The 16,219-nt window shown below is 55.4% G+C and carries 15 protein-coding genes; 7 read left to right on the forward strand and 8 right to left on the reverse strand.

Annotated elements, in window-relative coordinates; translation table 11 throughout:
• Positions 1–74: 74 nt before the first annotated feature.
• Positions 75–1,220, forward strand: a complete 1,146-nt coding sequence (locus tag ACQKLP_RS13275) for an HlyD family secretion protein (protein ID WP_427323232.1) — start codon at positions 75–77, stop codon at positions 1,218–1,220.
• Between the two features lie 52 nt (positions 1,221–1,272).
• Positions 1,273–3,450, forward strand: coding sequence for a peptidase domain-containing ABC transporter (locus ACQKLP_RS13280; RefSeq protein WP_427323233.1), 2,178 nt, complete (start codon positions 1,273–1,275; stop codon positions 3,448–3,450).
• Between the two features lie 80 nt (positions 3,451–3,530).
• Here ACQKLP_RS13280 and ACQKLP_RS13285 read toward each other — a convergent pair whose 3' ends face one another.
• The 8 genes from ACQKLP_RS13285 to ACQKLP_RS13320 all read right to left on the reverse strand — a co-directional run bounded on the left by ACQKLP_RS13285 (position 3,531) and on the right by ACQKLP_RS13320 (position 10,719).
• Positions 3,531–3,971, reverse strand: coding sequence for an META domain-containing protein (locus ACQKLP_RS13285; protein ID WP_427323234.1), 441 nt, complete (start codon positions 3,969–3,971; stop codon positions 3,531–3,533).
• Positions 3,972–4,023: 52 nt separating this feature from the next.
• Positions 4,024–5,169: a tetratricopeptide repeat protein gene (locus ACQKLP_RS13290; RefSeq protein ID WP_427323235.1), complete on the reverse strand. Its 1,146-nt coding sequence runs from the start codon at positions 5,167–5,169 to the stop codon at positions 4,024–4,026.
• Between the two features lie 96 nt (positions 5,170–5,265).
• Positions 5,266–5,706 (reverse strand): SsrA-binding protein SmpB, encoded by a 441-nt coding sequence (gene smpB, locus ACQKLP_RS13295; RefSeq protein WP_341839496.1) that lies wholly within the window; start codon positions 5,704–5,706, stop codon positions 5,266–5,268.
• A 55-nt stretch (positions 5,707–5,761) separates the two neighbouring features.
• A complete protein-coding gene (accD, locus tag ACQKLP_RS13300) occupies positions 5,762–6,607 on the reverse strand; it encodes an acetyl-CoA carboxylase, carboxyltransferase subunit beta (RefSeq protein WP_427323236.1) in 846 nt (281 codons plus the stop codon).
• Positions 6,608–6,735: 128 nt separating this feature from the next.
• On the reverse strand, positions 6,736–7,803 hold the full coding sequence (gene fbaA / locus ACQKLP_RS13305; protein ID WP_427323237.1) for a class II fructose-bisphosphate aldolase: 1,068 nt from the start codon (positions 7,801–7,803) through the stop codon (positions 6,736–6,738).
• 175 nt (positions 7,804–7,978) lie between these two features.
• Positions 7,979–8,419, reverse strand: a complete 441-nt coding sequence (locus tag ACQKLP_RS13310) for a ubiquinol-cytochrome c reductase iron-sulfur subunit (protein ID WP_427323238.1) — start codon at positions 8,417–8,419, stop codon at positions 7,979–7,981.
• A 163-nt stretch (positions 8,420–8,582) separates the two neighbouring features.
• A complete protein-coding gene (locus tag ACQKLP_RS13315; RefSeq protein WP_427323239.1) occupies positions 8,583–9,359 on the reverse strand; it encodes a helical backbone metal receptor in 777 nt (258 codons plus the stop codon).
• A gap of 1 nt (position 9,360) precedes the next feature.
• Entirely contained in the window at positions 9,361–10,719 is a 1,359-nt protein-coding gene (locus tag ACQKLP_RS13320; protein ID WP_427323240.1) for a pyridoxal-phosphate dependent enzyme, read from the reverse strand.
• A gap of 63 nt (positions 10,720–10,782) precedes the next feature.
• Here ACQKLP_RS13320 and bioD point away from each other — a divergent pair, with 63 nt between their 5' ends.
• The 5 genes from bioD to ACQKLP_RS13345 are packed head-to-tail and all read left to right on the forward strand — an operon-like array spanning position 10,783 to position 16,192.
• On the forward strand, positions 10,783–11,424 hold the full coding sequence (bioD, locus tag ACQKLP_RS13325; protein WP_427323241.1) for a dethiobiotin synthase: 642 nt from the start codon (positions 10,783–10,785) through the stop codon (positions 11,422–11,424).
• A complete protein-coding gene (locus ACQKLP_RS13330; RefSeq protein ID WP_427323242.1) occupies positions 11,421–12,020 on the forward strand; it encodes a 5-formyltetrahydrofolate cyclo-ligase in 600 nt (199 codons plus the stop codon). The genes bioD and ACQKLP_RS13330 overlap by 4 nt, the downstream gene beginning before the upstream one ends.
• Entirely contained in the window at positions 12,017–13,117 is a 1,101-nt protein-coding gene (gene lpxK, locus ACQKLP_RS13335) for a tetraacyldisaccharide 4'-kinase (RefSeq protein ID WP_427323243.1), read from the forward strand. The genes ACQKLP_RS13330 and lpxK overlap by 4 nt, the downstream gene beginning before the upstream one ends.
• Positions 13,118–13,146: 29 nt before the next feature.
• Positions 13,147–15,219 carry a ribonuclease R gene (gene rnr, locus ACQKLP_RS13340; RefSeq protein ID WP_427323244.1) on the forward strand — a complete coding sequence of 691 codons (2,073 nt, stop codon included), beginning with the start codon at positions 13,147–13,149 and terminating at the stop codon, positions 15,217–15,219.
• Between the two features lies 1 nt (position 15,220).
• On the forward strand, positions 15,221–16,192 hold the full coding sequence (locus ACQKLP_RS13345; RefSeq protein WP_427323245.1) for a polyprenyl synthetase family protein: 972 nt from the start codon (positions 15,221–15,223) through the stop codon (positions 16,190–16,192).
• Positions 16,193–16,219 lie beyond the last annotated feature (27 nt).

Consider the following 16,219-nt stretch of genomic DNA (forward strand, 5'->3'; position numbering starts at 1 on the left):
GTAAATTAGTCTCGTCTTACAGCAATTAACTATTTGAACCGTCGGGCATTCAACTTGAACCTTGAATCCTGACCATGCCTCAGATTTTTCCCGTCGCGGTCATCGAGCATTCTGCCATGTCGTGGTTACCACGCGTGCATGTGCGGTCCCAGATGATCTACACTTCCGTTTTGCTGGCAGTGCTCGTATGCCTGCTGGCACTTCCGTTTATTTATGTGGACGTTTCCGTGAAATCCGCCGGCATCGTGCGGCCCGTTGCGGAAAAGAACGAACTGCGCAGCCTCGTTTCCGGCACCATCGCCGAAGTACTGGTCCGCGAAGGTTCGCATGTCGAAAAAGGACAGCTCATCCTGCGGCTGCAGGAAGATATCTCCAACAGTAAAATCTCCCAGGCTTCCTTCGAACTACAACAGCGCGAGGCCTATATCGCCGATCTGGCGCGCCTTTCCACCGGCGGCGGTGCTCCGCGGACAGCCCTGTACCAGCAACAATACAGCCGGTTCACGGCAGCCATCAGCGAGCAACAGGCTACGATGGACAAGCTCGGCCGCGATCTGGAGATGTATAAAAAACTGTATGCGGACAAAGTGGTGGCCGAAAAGGAGCTGCGCGACAAACAATACGAATACGACCGCTCCGTTACCCTTTACCGTTCGGCCGTCCAGCAGCAGCGAAGCGCCTGGGCGGAAGAGCTCAGCCGTTTCCGCATGGAAAGCAACCGGCTGCAGGCAGACGCAGAGCAGCTGGAAAAACAGAAGGAGTGGAACCTCATCAAAGCCCCCGTCAGCGGCACCATCCAGCAATTCAACGGTAAATATCCCGGCGGTTACCTGCAAACCGGGGAAATGATCGGCATTATCAGTCCAGACAGTAACCTCGTGGCCGAATGCCTCGTGAGCCCCAAAGACATCGGCTATCTCAAAGCCGGCATGCCCGTCCGTTTCCAGGTGGATGCATTTAATTATAATGAATGGGGCTCGGTGGAAGGAACGGTGCAGAGCGTCGATAACGACTTCACACTGGTCGACAATCAGCCCGTATTCAAAGTGCGCTGCAAATTCGCCGCCACGGAAGTGGCTACCGCCAAAGGCGTGAAAGGCCAACTGAAAAAGGGGATGACCCTCCAGGCCAGGTTCCTCCTTACCCGCCGCAGCCTGTTCCAGCTCCTGTACGATAAAACGGACGACTGGATGAACCCGAATGTTATCGCGAAGCACTAAACATATCCCAACCAGACAGGAAAAGCCCGTCCAGACCGGAAAATACAGCACCATGTCCACCAACACCCGACTCAAAAAAAGCGCCCGCGTCCGCCAGCGGGACCTCAGCGATTGCGGCGCCACCTGCCTGGCCTCCGTCGCGGCATTCTACAACCTCGAAATACCCGTTGCCCGCATCCGCCAGCTGGCCGCTACCGACAGCAAAGGCACCAATGTGCTCGGCATGGTGGAAGCCGCCACCCGCCTGGGCTTCCAGGCCAAGGGCGTGAAAGGCCCGTTCGAAGCATTGTATAATATTCCCAAGCCCGCCATCGCGCATGTGGTCGTGAAAGGTGTGCTGCATCATTATGTGGTGATCTATCGCGTCACCAAAACGGACGTGACGGTGATGGACCCGGCAGACGGGCAATACCATCACATCCCGCATGATACTTTCAAACAAATGTGGACCGGCGTGCTGGTGATCCTCATGCCTGGCGACGATTTCCGGGCCGGCAACGAGCGCACCTCGCACCTGGCGCGGTTCTGGTTCCTGCTCCGGCCGCATCGCACCGTGGTGGCGCAGGCTTTGTTCGGGGCCATCATTTATACGATACTGGGGCTGTCCACTTCCATTTATGTACAGAAAATAGTCGATAACGTATTGGTGGAAGGGAACCGCAATCTCCTGAACCTCCTCGGTATCATCATGATCCTCATTTTACTGCTGCAATTGTTCATCGGGCACGTCAAAAGCGTTTTTGCCCTGAAAACCGGCCAGCAGATAGATGCGCAGCTGATTCTCGGCTACTACAAGCACCTGCTCCGCCTGCCGCAACAGTTTTTCGATACGATGCGGGTGGGCGAGATCACGTCCCGGATCAACGATGCGGTAAAAATCCGCGTGTTTATCAACGATGTGGCGATCGGGCTGGTGGTGAACGTTTTTATCGTGTTCTTCTCCTTCGCGCTCATGTTTACCTATTATTGGAAACTGGCGCTCCTGGTGCTGGCGATCCTTCCCGTTTACGGCCTCATTTACTGGATCAGCAACCAGGTCAACAAAAAAATGCAGCGCAAGCTGATGGAAGACAACGCGGAACTGGGGAGCCAGCTGGTGGAATCACTGAATTCCGTGGCCACCATCAAACGCTTCGGGCTGGAGGAATTCGCCAATATCAAAACGGAAGCGCGCTTCGTGCGGTTGCTCAAAACGATCTTTTCGTCGTCCGTTACCAATTTATATCTCGGCAACGCCAGCAGTTTCGTGACCAATGCGTTTGTGGTGATCCTGCTGTGGGCGGGCTCGTATTTCGTGATGGACAGGCAGCTCAGTCCGGGCGAACTATTGTCTTTCTACGCACTGATCGGGTACTTTACTGGTCCGGCGATGAGCCTCATCGGGGCTAACCGCAGCATGCAGGATGCGCTGATCGCGGCCGACCGCCTTTTCGAGATCATGGACCTCGAGCAGGAGGAAACCGCCAACAAGGTTGCGCTCACGCCAGACATGATCGGCGACATCCATTTTCAAAAGGTAAGTTTCCGGTATGGCACGCGGGTGGAGGTTTTCAAACATTTCGATTTGCATATCCCGCATGGCCGGATCACGGCAGTAGTGGGTGAGAGCGGTAGCGGAAAATCGACGCTGATGGCGCTTTTACAGAATATTTACCCGTTGATGGAAGGAAGCATTCTCATCGGCCAGCTGGATATCCGGTATATCGATAACGACAGCCTCCGCAGGCAGGTGTCTGCCGTTCCGCAGCAGATCGACCTTTTCGCAGGATCGGTACTGGAGAATATCGCCGTTGGCGAGTTTGAGCCGGACGTGCAGCGTGTGCTCCACGTCTGCAAAATGCTGGGCATTCTCCAGTTCATCGAAAAACTGCCAGAAGGCTTCAATACGCCGCTCGGTGAACATGGCGTCAATCTCAGCGGCGGACAAAGGCAGCGGATCGCCATTGCCCGGGCGCTTTACCGCGATCCGCAGGTGCTCATCCTCGACGAAGCCACCTCGTCCCTCGACTCCGTATCCGACCAATATGTGCAGGATGCCATGCAGCAACTGAGAGACCAGGGCAAAACGATCGTCGTGATCGCGCACAGGCTCAGTACGGTCGTAAGCGCGGATAAGATAGTAGTGCTGCAGGAGGGGAAGTTGGTGGAAGAGGGGACGCATTCCGAGCTGCTCGCCAACAATTCCGTGTATGCAAAACTGTGGCAGCATCACCAGGCGGTGCTGGCCTGATCGTCCCGGTTTTTCATCCATTAACAATAAAAAAAGGCCCGCATAACGCGGGCCTTCCGATGTCCAAATCAGTCAGGCATTTACTTAGCCATTAGCCTGACAAGTGTCTTGCCGTCCGTGTCTCCCAGGGTCAATACCCCGTCAACAACGGTCCAGGTTTTTATTTTGTCGGTAACTCCGATGAATTTGTCTTCATATTGCATTTTGCCCATGCACATCATTTTCGTGGCGGCCATTGGCGTGAAAGATATCTTGTTGGGCGCCTCCAGCTTAAAGCCTCCCGTGATCATGTTGCAACCTGCCGAACCATGCACGCGGCTGTCTGCCTGTTGGAACGTGAGTTCCGCGGGGCGCATGAGGCCGGCAGTGTCTACGGGCAGGCCGTCCACTTCCACCATCCGCCAGGTTTTATACAGGTCGGCTTCGTTATTGGCGCCGCCCGTGGCTTTGTTGGCGTTCGAACATCCCGCCATGAAAGCCGTTGCGGCGATTGCGGTGCAAAAAGTCAGTATTCTATTCATATCTTATCTTTTTCTCCTTTTATAACAATACCGGCCTCAAAAAGTTACATTTTTAATACTGGCTGTAGAAACTTTGCAGGTCCCGCGCCAGCCGGTCGTATATCGGACGGGTCAGCTCGAGGAAAAGGTCTTGCGGGGGCGGCGGGGGAATGTCGCGGCCGCGGATGAGGCCTTTGTCGGCATCGCTGAGGGCGCGCTCGTCGCCACGGAAAGTGCCGAACTGGTTCTGCCAGGTGAATGAACCGGGAAGGCGGTCTTGCCGGAGGATGCGGTCGTTGTTGACGTCGATGATCCGGTAGTCGAGCAAGCCGCTGGATTCCACGGTTTTCCTCGTGACGAAGATGGTCGCCTTCACGGTGATGTCTACCATGGGATATTTGCCGGTGCTGTCGGGCTTGTTGCCCTTCACCTGTATTACTTTCGAAACTTCGCGCTGGGAGCGGTCTACATAAGTTTGTCCGACCATGAAGTCCATAAACCGCATTTCCATGTATTGGTCGGGATGGAAATCCTTTTCGCCACGCACCCTTCTTTCATCGTAAAACCGCACGAAAGTGTTGATGCGGCGGTCTTCCAGGTTGCGCACGAGCGCATCGCGGAACTGGTCTGCGGAAAACTGGAAGTAAGACGAGCGGACATCGATTTCGCTCACTACCACATGTACGAGCCCGAGTTGGTAGGCCTGTTCTTTCAGGCTGGCGGCGTCGCGGAAATTGGGGCTGAGGCGGAGGGCGGCGTCGAACTCGTCGTAGGCTTGCCTGGCGGCGGCCTTGTTCCGTTCCTCGAGAAGCTGGATGCCCCTGTCATAGCGAACTTCAGCGGCATTTTCGCCCGAAGCGGCGATGGCGGCGCTGTAATCTTTGGGCTTCACGACCGAGTTGGCGGCGGGGGAGCTGCGGATAACATTGTAGAGCGCCTGCATGGAGCGGTATTCGTTCTTTACGTCTTCCCATTTCAGGGGATTGGTAGAAGCGAGCGCTTGTTTGGCGCGGCCTTCATAAAAATCTTTGGCCGCTTCGTAGGCGGCGGGGAGGAGCCGGAGGGAGGTTTCGTCTTGCGGGCGGCGTTGCAGCTTCTTCACGAAAGCTTCGACGGCAGCGGAATAGCGGCCCTGGTTGTACAGTTTTTCGCCGGATTTGCAGGCAAAGAGGATAACAGCCGGCAGGCATACGGATAGGTAACGGAGATACTTCAACATATAGCTGTGTTTACGAACTTATATATTCAAACGGCACGCCAAATCATTCCCATCGGATAACAAAAGGAAAATTATGATGGTTTTAACATAGCGGGGTCAGATTTTGAAATTGCGGCGGAGCTCACGGTCTACCTCGCGGGCCTTGATGCTGTCGCGCTTGTCGTGCAGTTTTTTACCTTTCCCGATGCCGATTTCCATTTTGGCGAGACCTTTGTCGGTAATGAACATCCGGAGGGGAATGATGGTGTATCCGCGCTCCTGGATTTTCTTTTCCATCTTCTTCAATTCTTTCCGCTGGAGCAGGAGTTTACGTTCACGAAGGGGATCGTGGTTGGCGTAGGTGCCGAATTTGTATTCGGCGATGTGCAGGCTTTTGACGAATAATTCGCCTTTGGAGAAATAGCAGAAGCTGTCGTTAAAGCTCACCTTTCCACCGCGGATGGATTTGATCTCGGTCCCGGTCAATACCAATCCGGCGATGTATTTATCTTCTATCGCGTATTCAAAATAAGCCGATCTGTTTCTTAATTCTGCCATGTCGAGGGTTACAAATGGGCCGGCTGCGTGGGCAGCCGGCCGGGGGAATATCGTTTTAGTGTTTGAACAGCTGGAGCAATGTTCCGAGCTTGTTCTTCAGCTCTTTACGATCGGTGATGAAATCGAGGAACCCGTGGTCCAGGAGGAATTCCGCACTCTGGAACCCTTCCGGGAGGTCCTTCTTTATGGTTTCCTTGATCACGCGCGGGCCGGCGAAGCCGATGAGGGCGCCGGGCTCGGCGGTATTGATGTCTCCCAGCATGGCGTACGATGCGGTAACGCCGCCGGTGGTGGGGTCTGTCATCAAGGAAATGTAGGGGAGACGGGCAGCGGCCAGCTGGGTCAGCTTGGCCGAGGTTTTGGCCATCTGCATCAGCGAAAACGCGCTTTCCATCATACGGGCGCCGCCCGATTTGCTGATGATCAGCAACGGAAGCTTGTGCTGGATGCAATAATCGATGCTTCGGGCGATTTTTTCACCCACCACGGAGCCCATGGAGCCGCCGATAAAGTTGAAGTCCATACAGGCCACTACGAGCCCGTTGCCGTTCACCAAACCCACACCGGCGCGCATGGCGTCGGAGAGACCGGATTTCTTCTGGGCGTCTTTCAACCTGTCGCCATAAGGTTTCAGATCGTTGAAGCCAAGGAAGTCTTTCGGATAGATATTAGTGAAGAGCTCTTCGAAATTATTATCGTCGAAAATGATCTCGAAATATTCGGGCGAATTGATACGGTTGTGATAGTTACACTTATCGCAAACGTAAAGATTCGCTTTCAGATCCTTCATGGTGGTCGTCTTCTTGCATTTCGGGCATTTGTGCCATAAACCGTCCGGCGCCTCCTTCTTCTCACTGGTACTGGTGGAAATACCCTGTTTAATTCGCTTAAACCAGCTCATACAGAATGTGTACTAAGTAATTAGATTAAAGATTAGTGGTGCAAGATACGATAAAATTAAATTTTTCCGTAAATCAAAAGCCCCCTGAATGTATCGGGGGGCTTTAACATATCATAACAACCTGTAAACTATGCGTTACGGTTGATGCAGTTGAGGTCTGTGAAAGCTTCTTCGAGGCGTTTCACGAAAGATTCCTCGCCTTTACGCAGCCAAACGCGCGGGTCGTAGTATTTTTTGTTGGGCTTGTCCGCACCTTCGGGGTTTCCGAGCTGGGCCTGGAGGTAGCCTTCCTTGTCTTTATAATATTTAAGGATGCCTTCCCAGAACGCCCATTGCATGTCGGTATCGAGGTTCATTTTGATAACGCCGTAGCCAAGGGTTTCGGCGATCTGGTGCTTGGGAGAGCCGGAACCGCCGTGGAACACGTAATAAACGGGTTTGGTGGCCGTGCCGAATTTTTTCTCAATATATTCCTGGCTGTTTTTCAGGATTTCAGGACGGAGCTCCACGTTTCCGGGGCTATACACGCCGTGAACGTTGCCGAAAGCGGCGGCAACGGTGAAGCGGGGGCCTACCTGGCTGAGCTGCTCGTAAGCATAGGCCACGTCTTCGGGCTGGGTGTAAAGGAGAGAATTTTCAACGCCGGAGTTGTCTACGCCGTCTTCCTCACCACCGGTAACGCCCAGTTCGATTTCGATGGACATGCCCAGTTTATTCATTCTTTCGAAGTATTTCTTCGAAATTTCGATGTTTTCGTGGATGGGCTCCTCCGACAGGTCGAGCATGTGCGAGCTGTAAAGGGGCTGGCCGTTCTCTTTCATGAACTTCTCGCCAGCGTCCAGCAGGCCGTCGATCCAGGGCAGCCATTTTTTGGCGGCGTGGTCGGTATGGAGCACTACGGGAACGCCGTAGTATTTGGCTACTTCATGTACGTGTTTTGCACCGGAGATACCGCCGGAGATATTGGCCTGCAGCTTGTCGTTCGGCATCCCTTTCCCCGCGAAGAATTGCGCCCCGCCGTTAGAAAACTGGACGATCACCGGAGAGTTCACTTTTGCGGCGGTTTCGAGAACGGCGTTCACGGAATCCGTGCCTACTACGTTTACCGCGGGCATGGCATATCCGCTATCCTTGGCATCCTTGTAGAGCGCTTCCAGCTCTTCGCCGAATAATACGCCGGCTTTGTACTTTCCCATAGACGATGTAACTTTTAAATTTTAAAGGAAAGCAAATATAGGCATTTCAATTTTTAGATTTCTCTAAACTTATGGCCTGAAACAGGCGTTCGGCGTTGTTTTCATTCATCCGGGCACGCAAATTCGTTTGGATTGCCGACGGAAAAAGGGCCGGAATATCCGGCCCCCAAGCTCATCAGGTAACAGTCAGGGTGTTCCCATTGATGTTCACGGTGTATTTCGGCAGCGGGTTGGTGGCGGGCCCATTGGCCACGGAACCATCGGTATTGAACTGGCTTCCGTGCCCGCAGGTACTGCCGCAAACGATCTTGCCGGCGTTGTAGGTAGACAGCGTGCAGCCCATGTGCGTACAGGTACTGGTAAACGCTGCGAAAGACGCGGGCACGTTGCCCGCAGCCAGGCGTATCAGCACTACGCCGCTTCCGATCATGAAACTGCCTACAGCCGTAAGGTCGTTGGCCAGGTTTACGGTCAGCTTAACATTGCCGCCGCCACCACCGCCGGGAGGGTTCACCGGTGCAGGATCGTCGCCCTTCCCGCCGCAAGCCGCCAGACCGCCTGCGCAGAGCACCGCCAGCGTGGCGCCCATGCCGGACAGAAAATCTCTTCTTTCCATATTGATTAGGTTGTTCGAAAAAGGTTACGGCGGGTTTTGCCATGCGGTTGCCTGTCCCGGAAAAATGATGGCGGGAATAACGGGAAAAGGAATGCCTGGCAGCTCGAAACCCTTGCTGGCAGCAGATATTGTTTAGAGGATTTTTTTTGAAAAAGGGAGAGGGTTAACGGAAAATATCCAGCAGCTCGTTGAAATACGCGGGCGCATGCAACAACCGGCTGCCGTACCAGGAAAACATTTCTCCGTCCACCAGCGCGATCTCCGCATCCGGCAGGTATTCCCGGATTTCTTCGATATGTTTCGCCTTGAAAGGATAGGGCTCGCTGCTGAGCAGTACGCGTTTGACCCCGCTCGCCGCCAGTTGCGGAAGCGTAACGGACGGGTACCGGCGCAGGTCTTCGAAAACATTGCGCAGCCCGCATCTGCGGAGCATGTCGTGGATGAAGGTATCGCCGCCGGCCACCATCCACGGGTCGCGCCAGATGAAATAAGCCGTGGGAACGGAAGGGTAGAGGGGGCGGATGGACGAAAATCCCCCGCTGATCCGGCCTGCGATTTCGCCGGCAGCTGTCCTTTTATCGAGGATTTCGCCGAGGGACCAGATCATTTCGAGGGATTCTTCGAGCGTATGAATGTCGCTCGTCCAAACGGGGAACCTCTGCGCCAGGGCTTCGATCTGCTCCCGCTCGTTCTCTTCTTTATTGGCGATGATGAGGTCTGGCCGCAGCTCCGCGATTTTATCGATATGCAGTTGCTTCGTGCCGCCCACGCGCGTTTTCTCACGGAACCACGACTCCGGATGCACGCAAAATTTGGTGATGCCGGTTACATCGGCCCCCAGGTCGTACAGCAACTCCGTCTGCGAGGGCACTACCGACACGATGCGCACCGGCGGCGCGTCCAGCGAGATCGTATGCCCGATTTGATCTGTGTATCGCATGCTAATTCCCCAGCGCCTGGATGATATCGTATTTGGTGACGATGTGATAATTGCCGGAATCGTCCTGCGTCAGCACGGCGCCGTTTTCCTTATTGATATATACGGTGAGCTTTTCTATGGGCGTATCCATCGCCACTACGGGATAGGCTTTCTGCATGACGTTGCGCACGGGCTGCTCTTTCAGGTCGGGCTGATCGATCAGTTTGCTGAACAATCCGCCTTCAGAAAGGGCGCCGATCAATTCGCGGTCCTGCAGCACGGGCAAATGCTCGATGTCGAACTTCTTCATTTTACCGATGGCTTCGCTCACGCGGTCGTCCGGCGAAATCGTCACCAGCGGCAGGTTCCGGCGGCCGTTCACTACGTCGCGCACGGTTTTGACGTCGAGGAACCCGCGTTCCATCATCCACTGGTCATTATATACTTTCCCCACGTACCGCGATCCGTGATCGTGGAAAACCACCACCACCACGTCGTCTGCCTTCAGCCGTGTTTTGAGCTGCAAAAGCCCTGCCACGGCCGATCCGGCGGAGTATCCCACGAAAATCCCTTCTTCCTTCGAAATCCTTCTCGCCATTACCGCCCCGTCTTTATCGGTCACTTTTTCGAAATGGTCGATCACGCTCATGTCGTAATTCTTGGGCACGAAATCTTCGCCGATGCCTTCGGTTATATAAGGATACACTTCGCTCATATCGATTTCGCCGGTATCGAAGAATTTCTTCAGCAGCGAGCCGTAGCTGTCTACCGCCCAGATCTGCACGTCGGGGTTCTGTTCCTTGAGGTATTTTCCCGTTCCGGTGATGGTACCGCCGGTGCCGGTGGCCACAACGAGATGCGTGATCTTTCCTCCCGTCTGTTCCCAGATTTCGGGGCCGGTCTGTTCGTAGTGCGCATCGCGGTTGGCGAGGTTATCGTATTGGTTGACGTAAAAACTGTTGGGAATTTCCCGCGCCAGGCGGGCGGATACCGAATAATACGACCGCGGATCTTCGGGCAGCACGTTGGTGGGGCATACGATCACTTCGGCGCCCACGGCCTTGAGGATGTCGACCTTTTCCTTGGATTGCTTGTCGGTAGTCGTGAAAATACATTTATATCCTTTGATAACGGCCGCCAGCGCCAGGCCCATACCGGTATTGCCCGAAGTGCCTTCGATGATGGTGCCGCCGGGCTTGAGCAGCCCCTTCTGCTCGGCTTCTTCCACCATTTTCAGTGCCATACGGTCTTTGATGGAGTTGCCGGGGTTGAAGAATTCTACTTTGGCGAACACGGGGCAGGGCAGTTCGGCCGTTACGCGGTGGAGTTTGACCAGTGGGGTATGGCCGATCGTTTCGAGGATATTTTCACAGTACTTCATAATCTTGGTGCTTGGGAAACGAATTTAAGGTAATTGGCCGAATGATGATTTATATTTGCTTCCATGAACAATATCTTCATAACCGGTATCGGCACCGGAGTGGGAAAGACGGTAGCGTCCGCCTGTGTGGCGGAAGCGCTGGGCGCGCAGTACTGGAAGCCGGTGCAGGCGGGCTTTGAAGACGGAACGGATACCGAAACGGTACGGTCCCTCACTTCGCCGCAGGTTACCGTGCACGAAGAGCTGTACCGCCTGGCCATGCCCGCGTCTCCCCACCTGGCGGCCCGGGCGGAAGGGCTCGTGGTGCAGGAAGACCGGATACTGGAGCGTGCGCGGCAGTTGCAGCAGGAAGGGAGACCTTTGGTGATCGAAGGCGCCGGCGGGCTTATGGTGCCCCTCAACGGCAATTACTTTTTCCTCGACCTGGCCCGTGCGCTCGACGCCCGGGTGATCGTAGTGGCGCAGAATTATCTTGGCAGCATCAACCATAGCCTTCTCACGGCCATGGCGCTACGTAGCGCCGGACTTAACGTGACCGGATGGATTTTCAGCGGCGATCATCATACCAATGAAGACGATGTGGTGGCCTGGAGCCGTTATCCGCTCATCACCCGCATCCCGAAAGCGCCGCGGCTCGATAAAGCCTTCGTGGCCCTCGAAGCCGAAGCGATGCGCCCCAAATTGCTAGAACTCCTGGCCCGATGAATACCGCCGCAGCCAAACAGGCCATCCGGAAGGAATACCTGGCCAAAAGAAAAGCCCTTTCGCCGGAAACGATGCAACAGCTGAACGCCGCACTCATGGCGCAATGTAGCAGACTGGCGCTCGGAGACCCTTCCTACATCCACCTCTTCCTGCCCATCGCAGCCAAAAACGAAGTGGATACATGGCCCCTGGCCGATTGGCTCCGCGCGCAATTCCCCCGCGCCAGACTCGTGCTCTCCCGCTCGTTCATCGCCACCGGCGATATGCAGCATTTCGTGTGGGACGCCGGCACGCAGCTCATCGAAAACGCCCTCGGCATTCCCGAACCGGAAGGCGGCGAGCCCGTTCAACCCCGTCTGCTCGACGTGGTTTTCGTTCCCCTGCTGGCTTTCGACGAAGCCGGGCACCGGGTGGGATATGGCAAGGGCATGTACGACGGGTTTCTCCGGCAATGCAAGCCAGATGTGCTTTCTGTGGGGCTCAGCCTCTTCGGGCCGCTCCCGGGGCCGATCGCAGACGCCTGGGATGGCGATGTTCCGCTGCGGGCGGCCGTCACCCCAGAAAAGGTATATTACTTTAAAGACGAAAAACGATGAATAGTCCTTTGTGGCAATATCTTAGCTTCCTCCTTTATCCCTTCGCATTGCTCTACGGCCTGGTGCTCTGGGTCCGCAACCGCCTGTACGACGCCGGCATGCTCACTTCCGTGGAATTCAGCGTGCCGACCATCGCCGTGGGCAACCTTTCGGTCGGCGGCACCGGCAAAACGCCCCATGTGGAATACCTCATCCGCCTGCTGAAAGACCGCTACCGCGTGGCCACCCTCAGCCGCGGTTACAACCGCAAAACGAAAGGGTTCCAGCTCGCCGCGGCCAAAACTACGGCTGCGGATATAGGCGACGAGCCCATGCAGTTCCACCTGAAGTACCCCGACATTACCGTTTGCGTGGGCGAAGAGCGCATGCTGGCGGTGCCGCAGCTCATGAGCGACCGGCCGGATACGGAGGTCATCCTGCTGGACGATGCCTTCCAGCACCGCTCCATCAAGCCCGGCCTCAACCTGATGGTGACCGATTACAGCCGCCTTTTTACCCGCGACCATGTAGTACCGGTGGGCAGGTTACGGGAGGGAAGGAAGGGATACCACCGGGCAGACGGGATCATTGTGTCGAAATGTCCGGCCGGTCTTTCGGTCGCCGAAAAAGAAAATATCCGGAAAGAAATCAACCCGCTGCCGCACCAGGAATTATACTTCACCACGCTCCGGTACGGCGTTCCAGCCGATATGCTCACCGGCGAGCCCGTCCTTATTCCGGAGAACGCGAAGCTGCTGGTGGCCTGCGGGATAGCCCGTCCGGAACCGCTGGTACAACATTTGCGGCAAAGGCACGGGAACGTAAGCCTCCTGTCGTTCCCCGACCATTATTATTACAACCGGAACGACCTGGAAAAGATCCAACTGGAACTGGGGCACATGGATGGTGATGGCCCCGCTTATATCGTAACAACGGAAAAAGATGCGGTAAGGCTGAACCTGCTGCGCGACATCATCGCGAACATGCAGCTGCCTTTTACCGTTATACCGGTGGAAGTGGCTTTTCTCTTCGGAGAAGCCCCGGCTTTCGACCGGTTCGTTACCCGGTACACGGAAAATGCATTGTTGGCGGCGAATGAAGACCCTGCGGGAACGTAGGCGCGCCGCAACCCCTTAAAATCATGTAAATGACCAAGAAGAAAGAAAAGAAACAGAAAAGCAGTAGCCAGAAGAAGACCTATAAAGGCATCGTGGACGTCACCCGCTCGGGCATGGCGTTCGTGGTAGTGGAAGGGTTGGAGAGTGACATCATGGTGAAACAGAAAAACCTCAATTCCGCCCTGGACGGCGATGAAGTACTCGTAGACGTCATCCGGCAGGGCAAAAGCATGGGAAGGATGGAAGGGCATGTGACGGACGTGCTCGTCCGCAAAAAGACCGAATTTACCGGTACCATCCAGCTGAGCAAGACATTCGCGTTCCTGCTGCCCGAAAAAGGCAGCTGGCTCCCCGATATCTATATCCCCGAAAATTCCCTCAAAGGCGCCAAAGACGGCGATCGTGCGGTTGTCAAGATCGTGGCATGGGGCGAAAAAAGCCGCAAGCCCGTTGGCGAGATCGTCGAAATCCTCGACGCTACCAACGCCAACGACCTGGCCATGAAGGAAATCCTCGTGGAAAGCGGGTTCCCGCTGAACTGGCCTAAAGATGTGCTCGACGAGCTGGCCGCCATGCCGGGCGCGGGCGAGCTGAGCGCCAAAGACCGCGAAGGCCGCAAGGATTTCAGCAAAATACTCACTTTTACCATCGACCCCGTAGACGCCCGTGATTTCGATGACGCCATTTCCATCCGCCGGTTGAAAAACGGCTTGCTGGAAATCGGCGTGCATATCGCGGACGTAAGCCATTACGTGCAGCCCGGCACCGCACTGGATAAGGAAGCGGAGCACCGCGCCACTTCGGTATACCTGCCAGACCGGGTGCTGCCCATGCTGCCGGAAAAAATCTCCAACGAGCTCTGTTCGTTGCGGCCGCAAGAAGACCACCTGTGCTTTTCCTGCGTGTTCCAGATAGACGACAAGGCGAAAGTGAAGCAGTACTGGATGGGGAGGACCATCATCCATTCCCGCCACCGGTTCACTTATGAGGAAGTGCAGGAGATCATCCAGACCGGCGAAGGACCGTATTTCGAAGAAGTGTTGCTGTTGAACAAACTTTCCCAGACGCTGCGTGCCGCGCGGTTCAAGGACGGCGCGATCAATTTCTCGAGCCAGGAAGTCCGCTTCCAGCTGGATGAAAACGCCAAGCCCGTGGGCGTGAAGATCAACGAAAGCGACGAATCGCACCAGCTGATCGAAGAGCTCATGCTCCTGGCGAACCGCACGGTAGCGGAATATGTCTCAAAACAGAAAGTGAATACCCATCCCGTTCCGTTCCCATACCGGGTCCACGATACGCCGGATGAAGAAAAAATGCACGTTTTTGCCGTATTTGCAGGTAAATTCGGCTATAAGTTCGACGCTACGAGCCCCGATACCATCGCTGCCTCCTTCAACAAGATGCTCACGCTGGTGAAAGGGAAACCGGAACAGCATGTACTGGAAACCCTCGGCATCCGTACCATGGCCAAGGCCATTTATACGACCGATAACATCGGGCACTACGGCCTGGGGTTCCCGTACTACTGTCATTTTACCTCGCCCATCCGCCGGTACCCCGACGTGCTCGTGCACCGCATCCTGGCACAGGTGCTGGCGGGAGACATCAAGCCCGACAAGCAGCTCGAAAAACGCTGCAAGCACTCCTCCGACATGGAGCGTAAGGCCATGGAAGCCGAAAGGGCCGGCAACAAGTACAAGCAGGTGGAATACATGCAGGATTTCATCGGTGAAACGTTCGAAGGCATCGTTTCGGGCGTGGCGCATTTCGGTTTCTGGGTGGAAACCGTTTTCGCGAAGTGCGAAGGCCTGGTAAGCGTGCATGGGCTGCGGGAGGATTACAGGCATTCCGAGACCGATTATGCCCTCGTAGGCATGAGGACCGGCAAGCGCATCCGGATCGGCGACAAAGTGACCATCCGCGTAGTGTCCGCCAGTTTGGCCAAACGCCAGCTCGATTATGAACTGGTGGAAGAAGGCAGCGATCTGCCGCTGCTCAAGAAAGGCGGGCGTAGCGAACGCACGGAGCGGAACGACCGGAGCGATAACAGGAAGAAGACAGGCAAGGCGCCGCAACATAAATCAAGGAAGAAAAAGAAGTAAGATGCACTCATTCAAAGAATTATCAGCGAAATTCGAACAGCAGTTCAGTCAAAGACAATTTCCCGAACACCCGGCCAACCTGTACGATCCCGCCCAGTACATCCTGGGCATCGGGGGCAAGCGTATCCGGCCCGTGCTTTGCCTGCTGGGCAACGAGCTCTTTGCCGACCTGGAGCCGGACGCCTTCCATGCCGCCAACGCAGTGGAACTGTTCCACAATTTCACGCTCATTCATGACGACATCATGGACAAGGCGCCCCTGCGCAGAGGGATGCCCACCGTCCATACGAAATACAGCGATTCGGCAGCGATCCTCGCGGGAGACGTGATGCTCATCCACAGCTACGAACATCTCAACAAAATCGCCGGAAAGTACCGCCAGAAGATCGTTTCCGTATTCAACCGCGCCGCCCGCGAAGTATGCGAAGGGCAGCAGCTGGATATGGATATGGAACAAACGGCGCCCGAACAGGTGAAGTATGAAGATTACGTGAACATGATCGCCCTGAAAACCTCCGTGCTATTGGCCGCCAGTCTGCAGATGGGCGCCATTTGCGGCGGCGGGAGCGAAGGGAACCAGCAACACCTGTACGAATTCGGCAAGAACGTGGGAATCGCCTTCCAGATACAGGACGATTACCTCGACGCATTCGGCGACCCGGATAAATTCGGCAAGCAGCAGGGCGGAGACATTCTCGTCAACAAAAAAACATTCCTGCTCCTCAAAGCCCTCGAGCTCTGTAACGGCACGCAACGCCAGAAACTGCACGAGTTGCTGGAAAGCAGTCCGGCGGATAAAGTAGCCTCCGTGCTCCAGATCTTCCGCGATTGCCGGGTAGACGCCTGGGCGGAAAAGGAAAAAGAACGTTTCTCCCAGATCGCTTATGAGCACCTGGACGCCATCGCGGTGATCTCCGGCCGGAAGCAGCCCCTGCGCGAACTGGCGGATTTTCTACTCGTCCGGCAACATTGAGTAAGGATTATTTTTATATTTGGCCGT

The organism is Chitinophaga sp. NPDC101104, assembly GCF_050277495.1.
Classification (GTDB): Bacteria; Bacteroidota; Bacteroidia; order Chitinophagales; family Chitinophagaceae; genus Chitinophaga.

Bases quoted from the DNA above. Each gene is read 5' to 3' on its own strand.
- fbaA (WP_427323237.1), bottom strand. From the start codon at position 7,803: ATGGGAAAGTACAAAGCCGGCGTATTATTCGGCGAAGAGCTGGAAGCG.
- smpB (WP_341839496.1), bottom strand. From the start codon at position 5,706: ATGGCAGAATTAAGAAACAGATCGGCTTATTTTGAATACGCGATAGAA.
- ACQKLP_RS13290 (WP_427323235.1), bottom strand. From the start codon at position 5,169: ATGTTGAAGTATCTCCGTTACCTATCCGTATGCCTGCCGGCTGTTATC.
- rnr (WP_427323244.1), top strand. From the start codon at position 13,147: ATGACCAAGAAGAAAGAAAAGAAACAGAAAAGCAGTAGCCAGAAGAAG.
- accD (WP_427323236.1), bottom strand. From the start codon at position 6,607: ATGAGCTGGTTTAAGCGAATTAAACAGGGTATTTCCACCAGTACCAGT.
- ACQKLP_RS13280 (WP_427323233.1), top strand. From the start codon at position 1,273: ATGTCCACCAACACCCGACTCAAAAAAAGCGCCCGCGTCCGCCAGCGG.
- ACQKLP_RS13310 (WP_427323238.1), bottom strand. From the start codon at position 8,419: ATGGAAAGAAGAGATTTTCTGTCCGGCATGGGCGCCACGCTGGCGGTG.
- ACQKLP_RS13315 (WP_427323239.1), bottom strand. From the start codon at position 9,359: ATGCGATACACAGATCAAATCGGGCATACGATCTCGCTGGACGCGCCG.
- bioD (WP_427323241.1), top strand. From the start codon at position 10,783: ATGAACAATATCTTCATAACCGGTATCGGCACCGGAGTGGGAAAGACG.
- ACQKLP_RS13330 (WP_427323242.1), top strand. From the start codon at position 11,421: ATGAATACCGCCGCAGCCAAACAGGCCATCCGGAAGGAATACCTGGCC.
- ACQKLP_RS13320 (WP_427323240.1), bottom strand. From the start codon at position 10,719: ATGAAGTACTGTGAAAATATCCTCGAAACGATCGGCCATACCCCACTG.
- ACQKLP_RS13345 (WP_427323245.1), top strand. From the start codon at position 15,221: ATGCACTCATTCAAAGAATTATCAGCGAAATTCGAACAGCAGTTCAGT.
- ACQKLP_RS13275 (WP_427323232.1), top strand. From the start codon at position 75: ATGCCTCAGATTTTTCCCGTCGCGGTCATCGAGCATTCTGCCATGTCG.
- lpxK (WP_427323243.1), top strand. From the start codon at position 12,017: ATGAATAGTCCTTTGTGGCAATATCTTAGCTTCCTCCTTTATCCCTTC.
- ACQKLP_RS13285 (WP_427323234.1), bottom strand. From the start codon at position 3,971: ATGAATAGAATACTGACTTTTTGCACCGCAATCGCCGCAACGGCTTTC.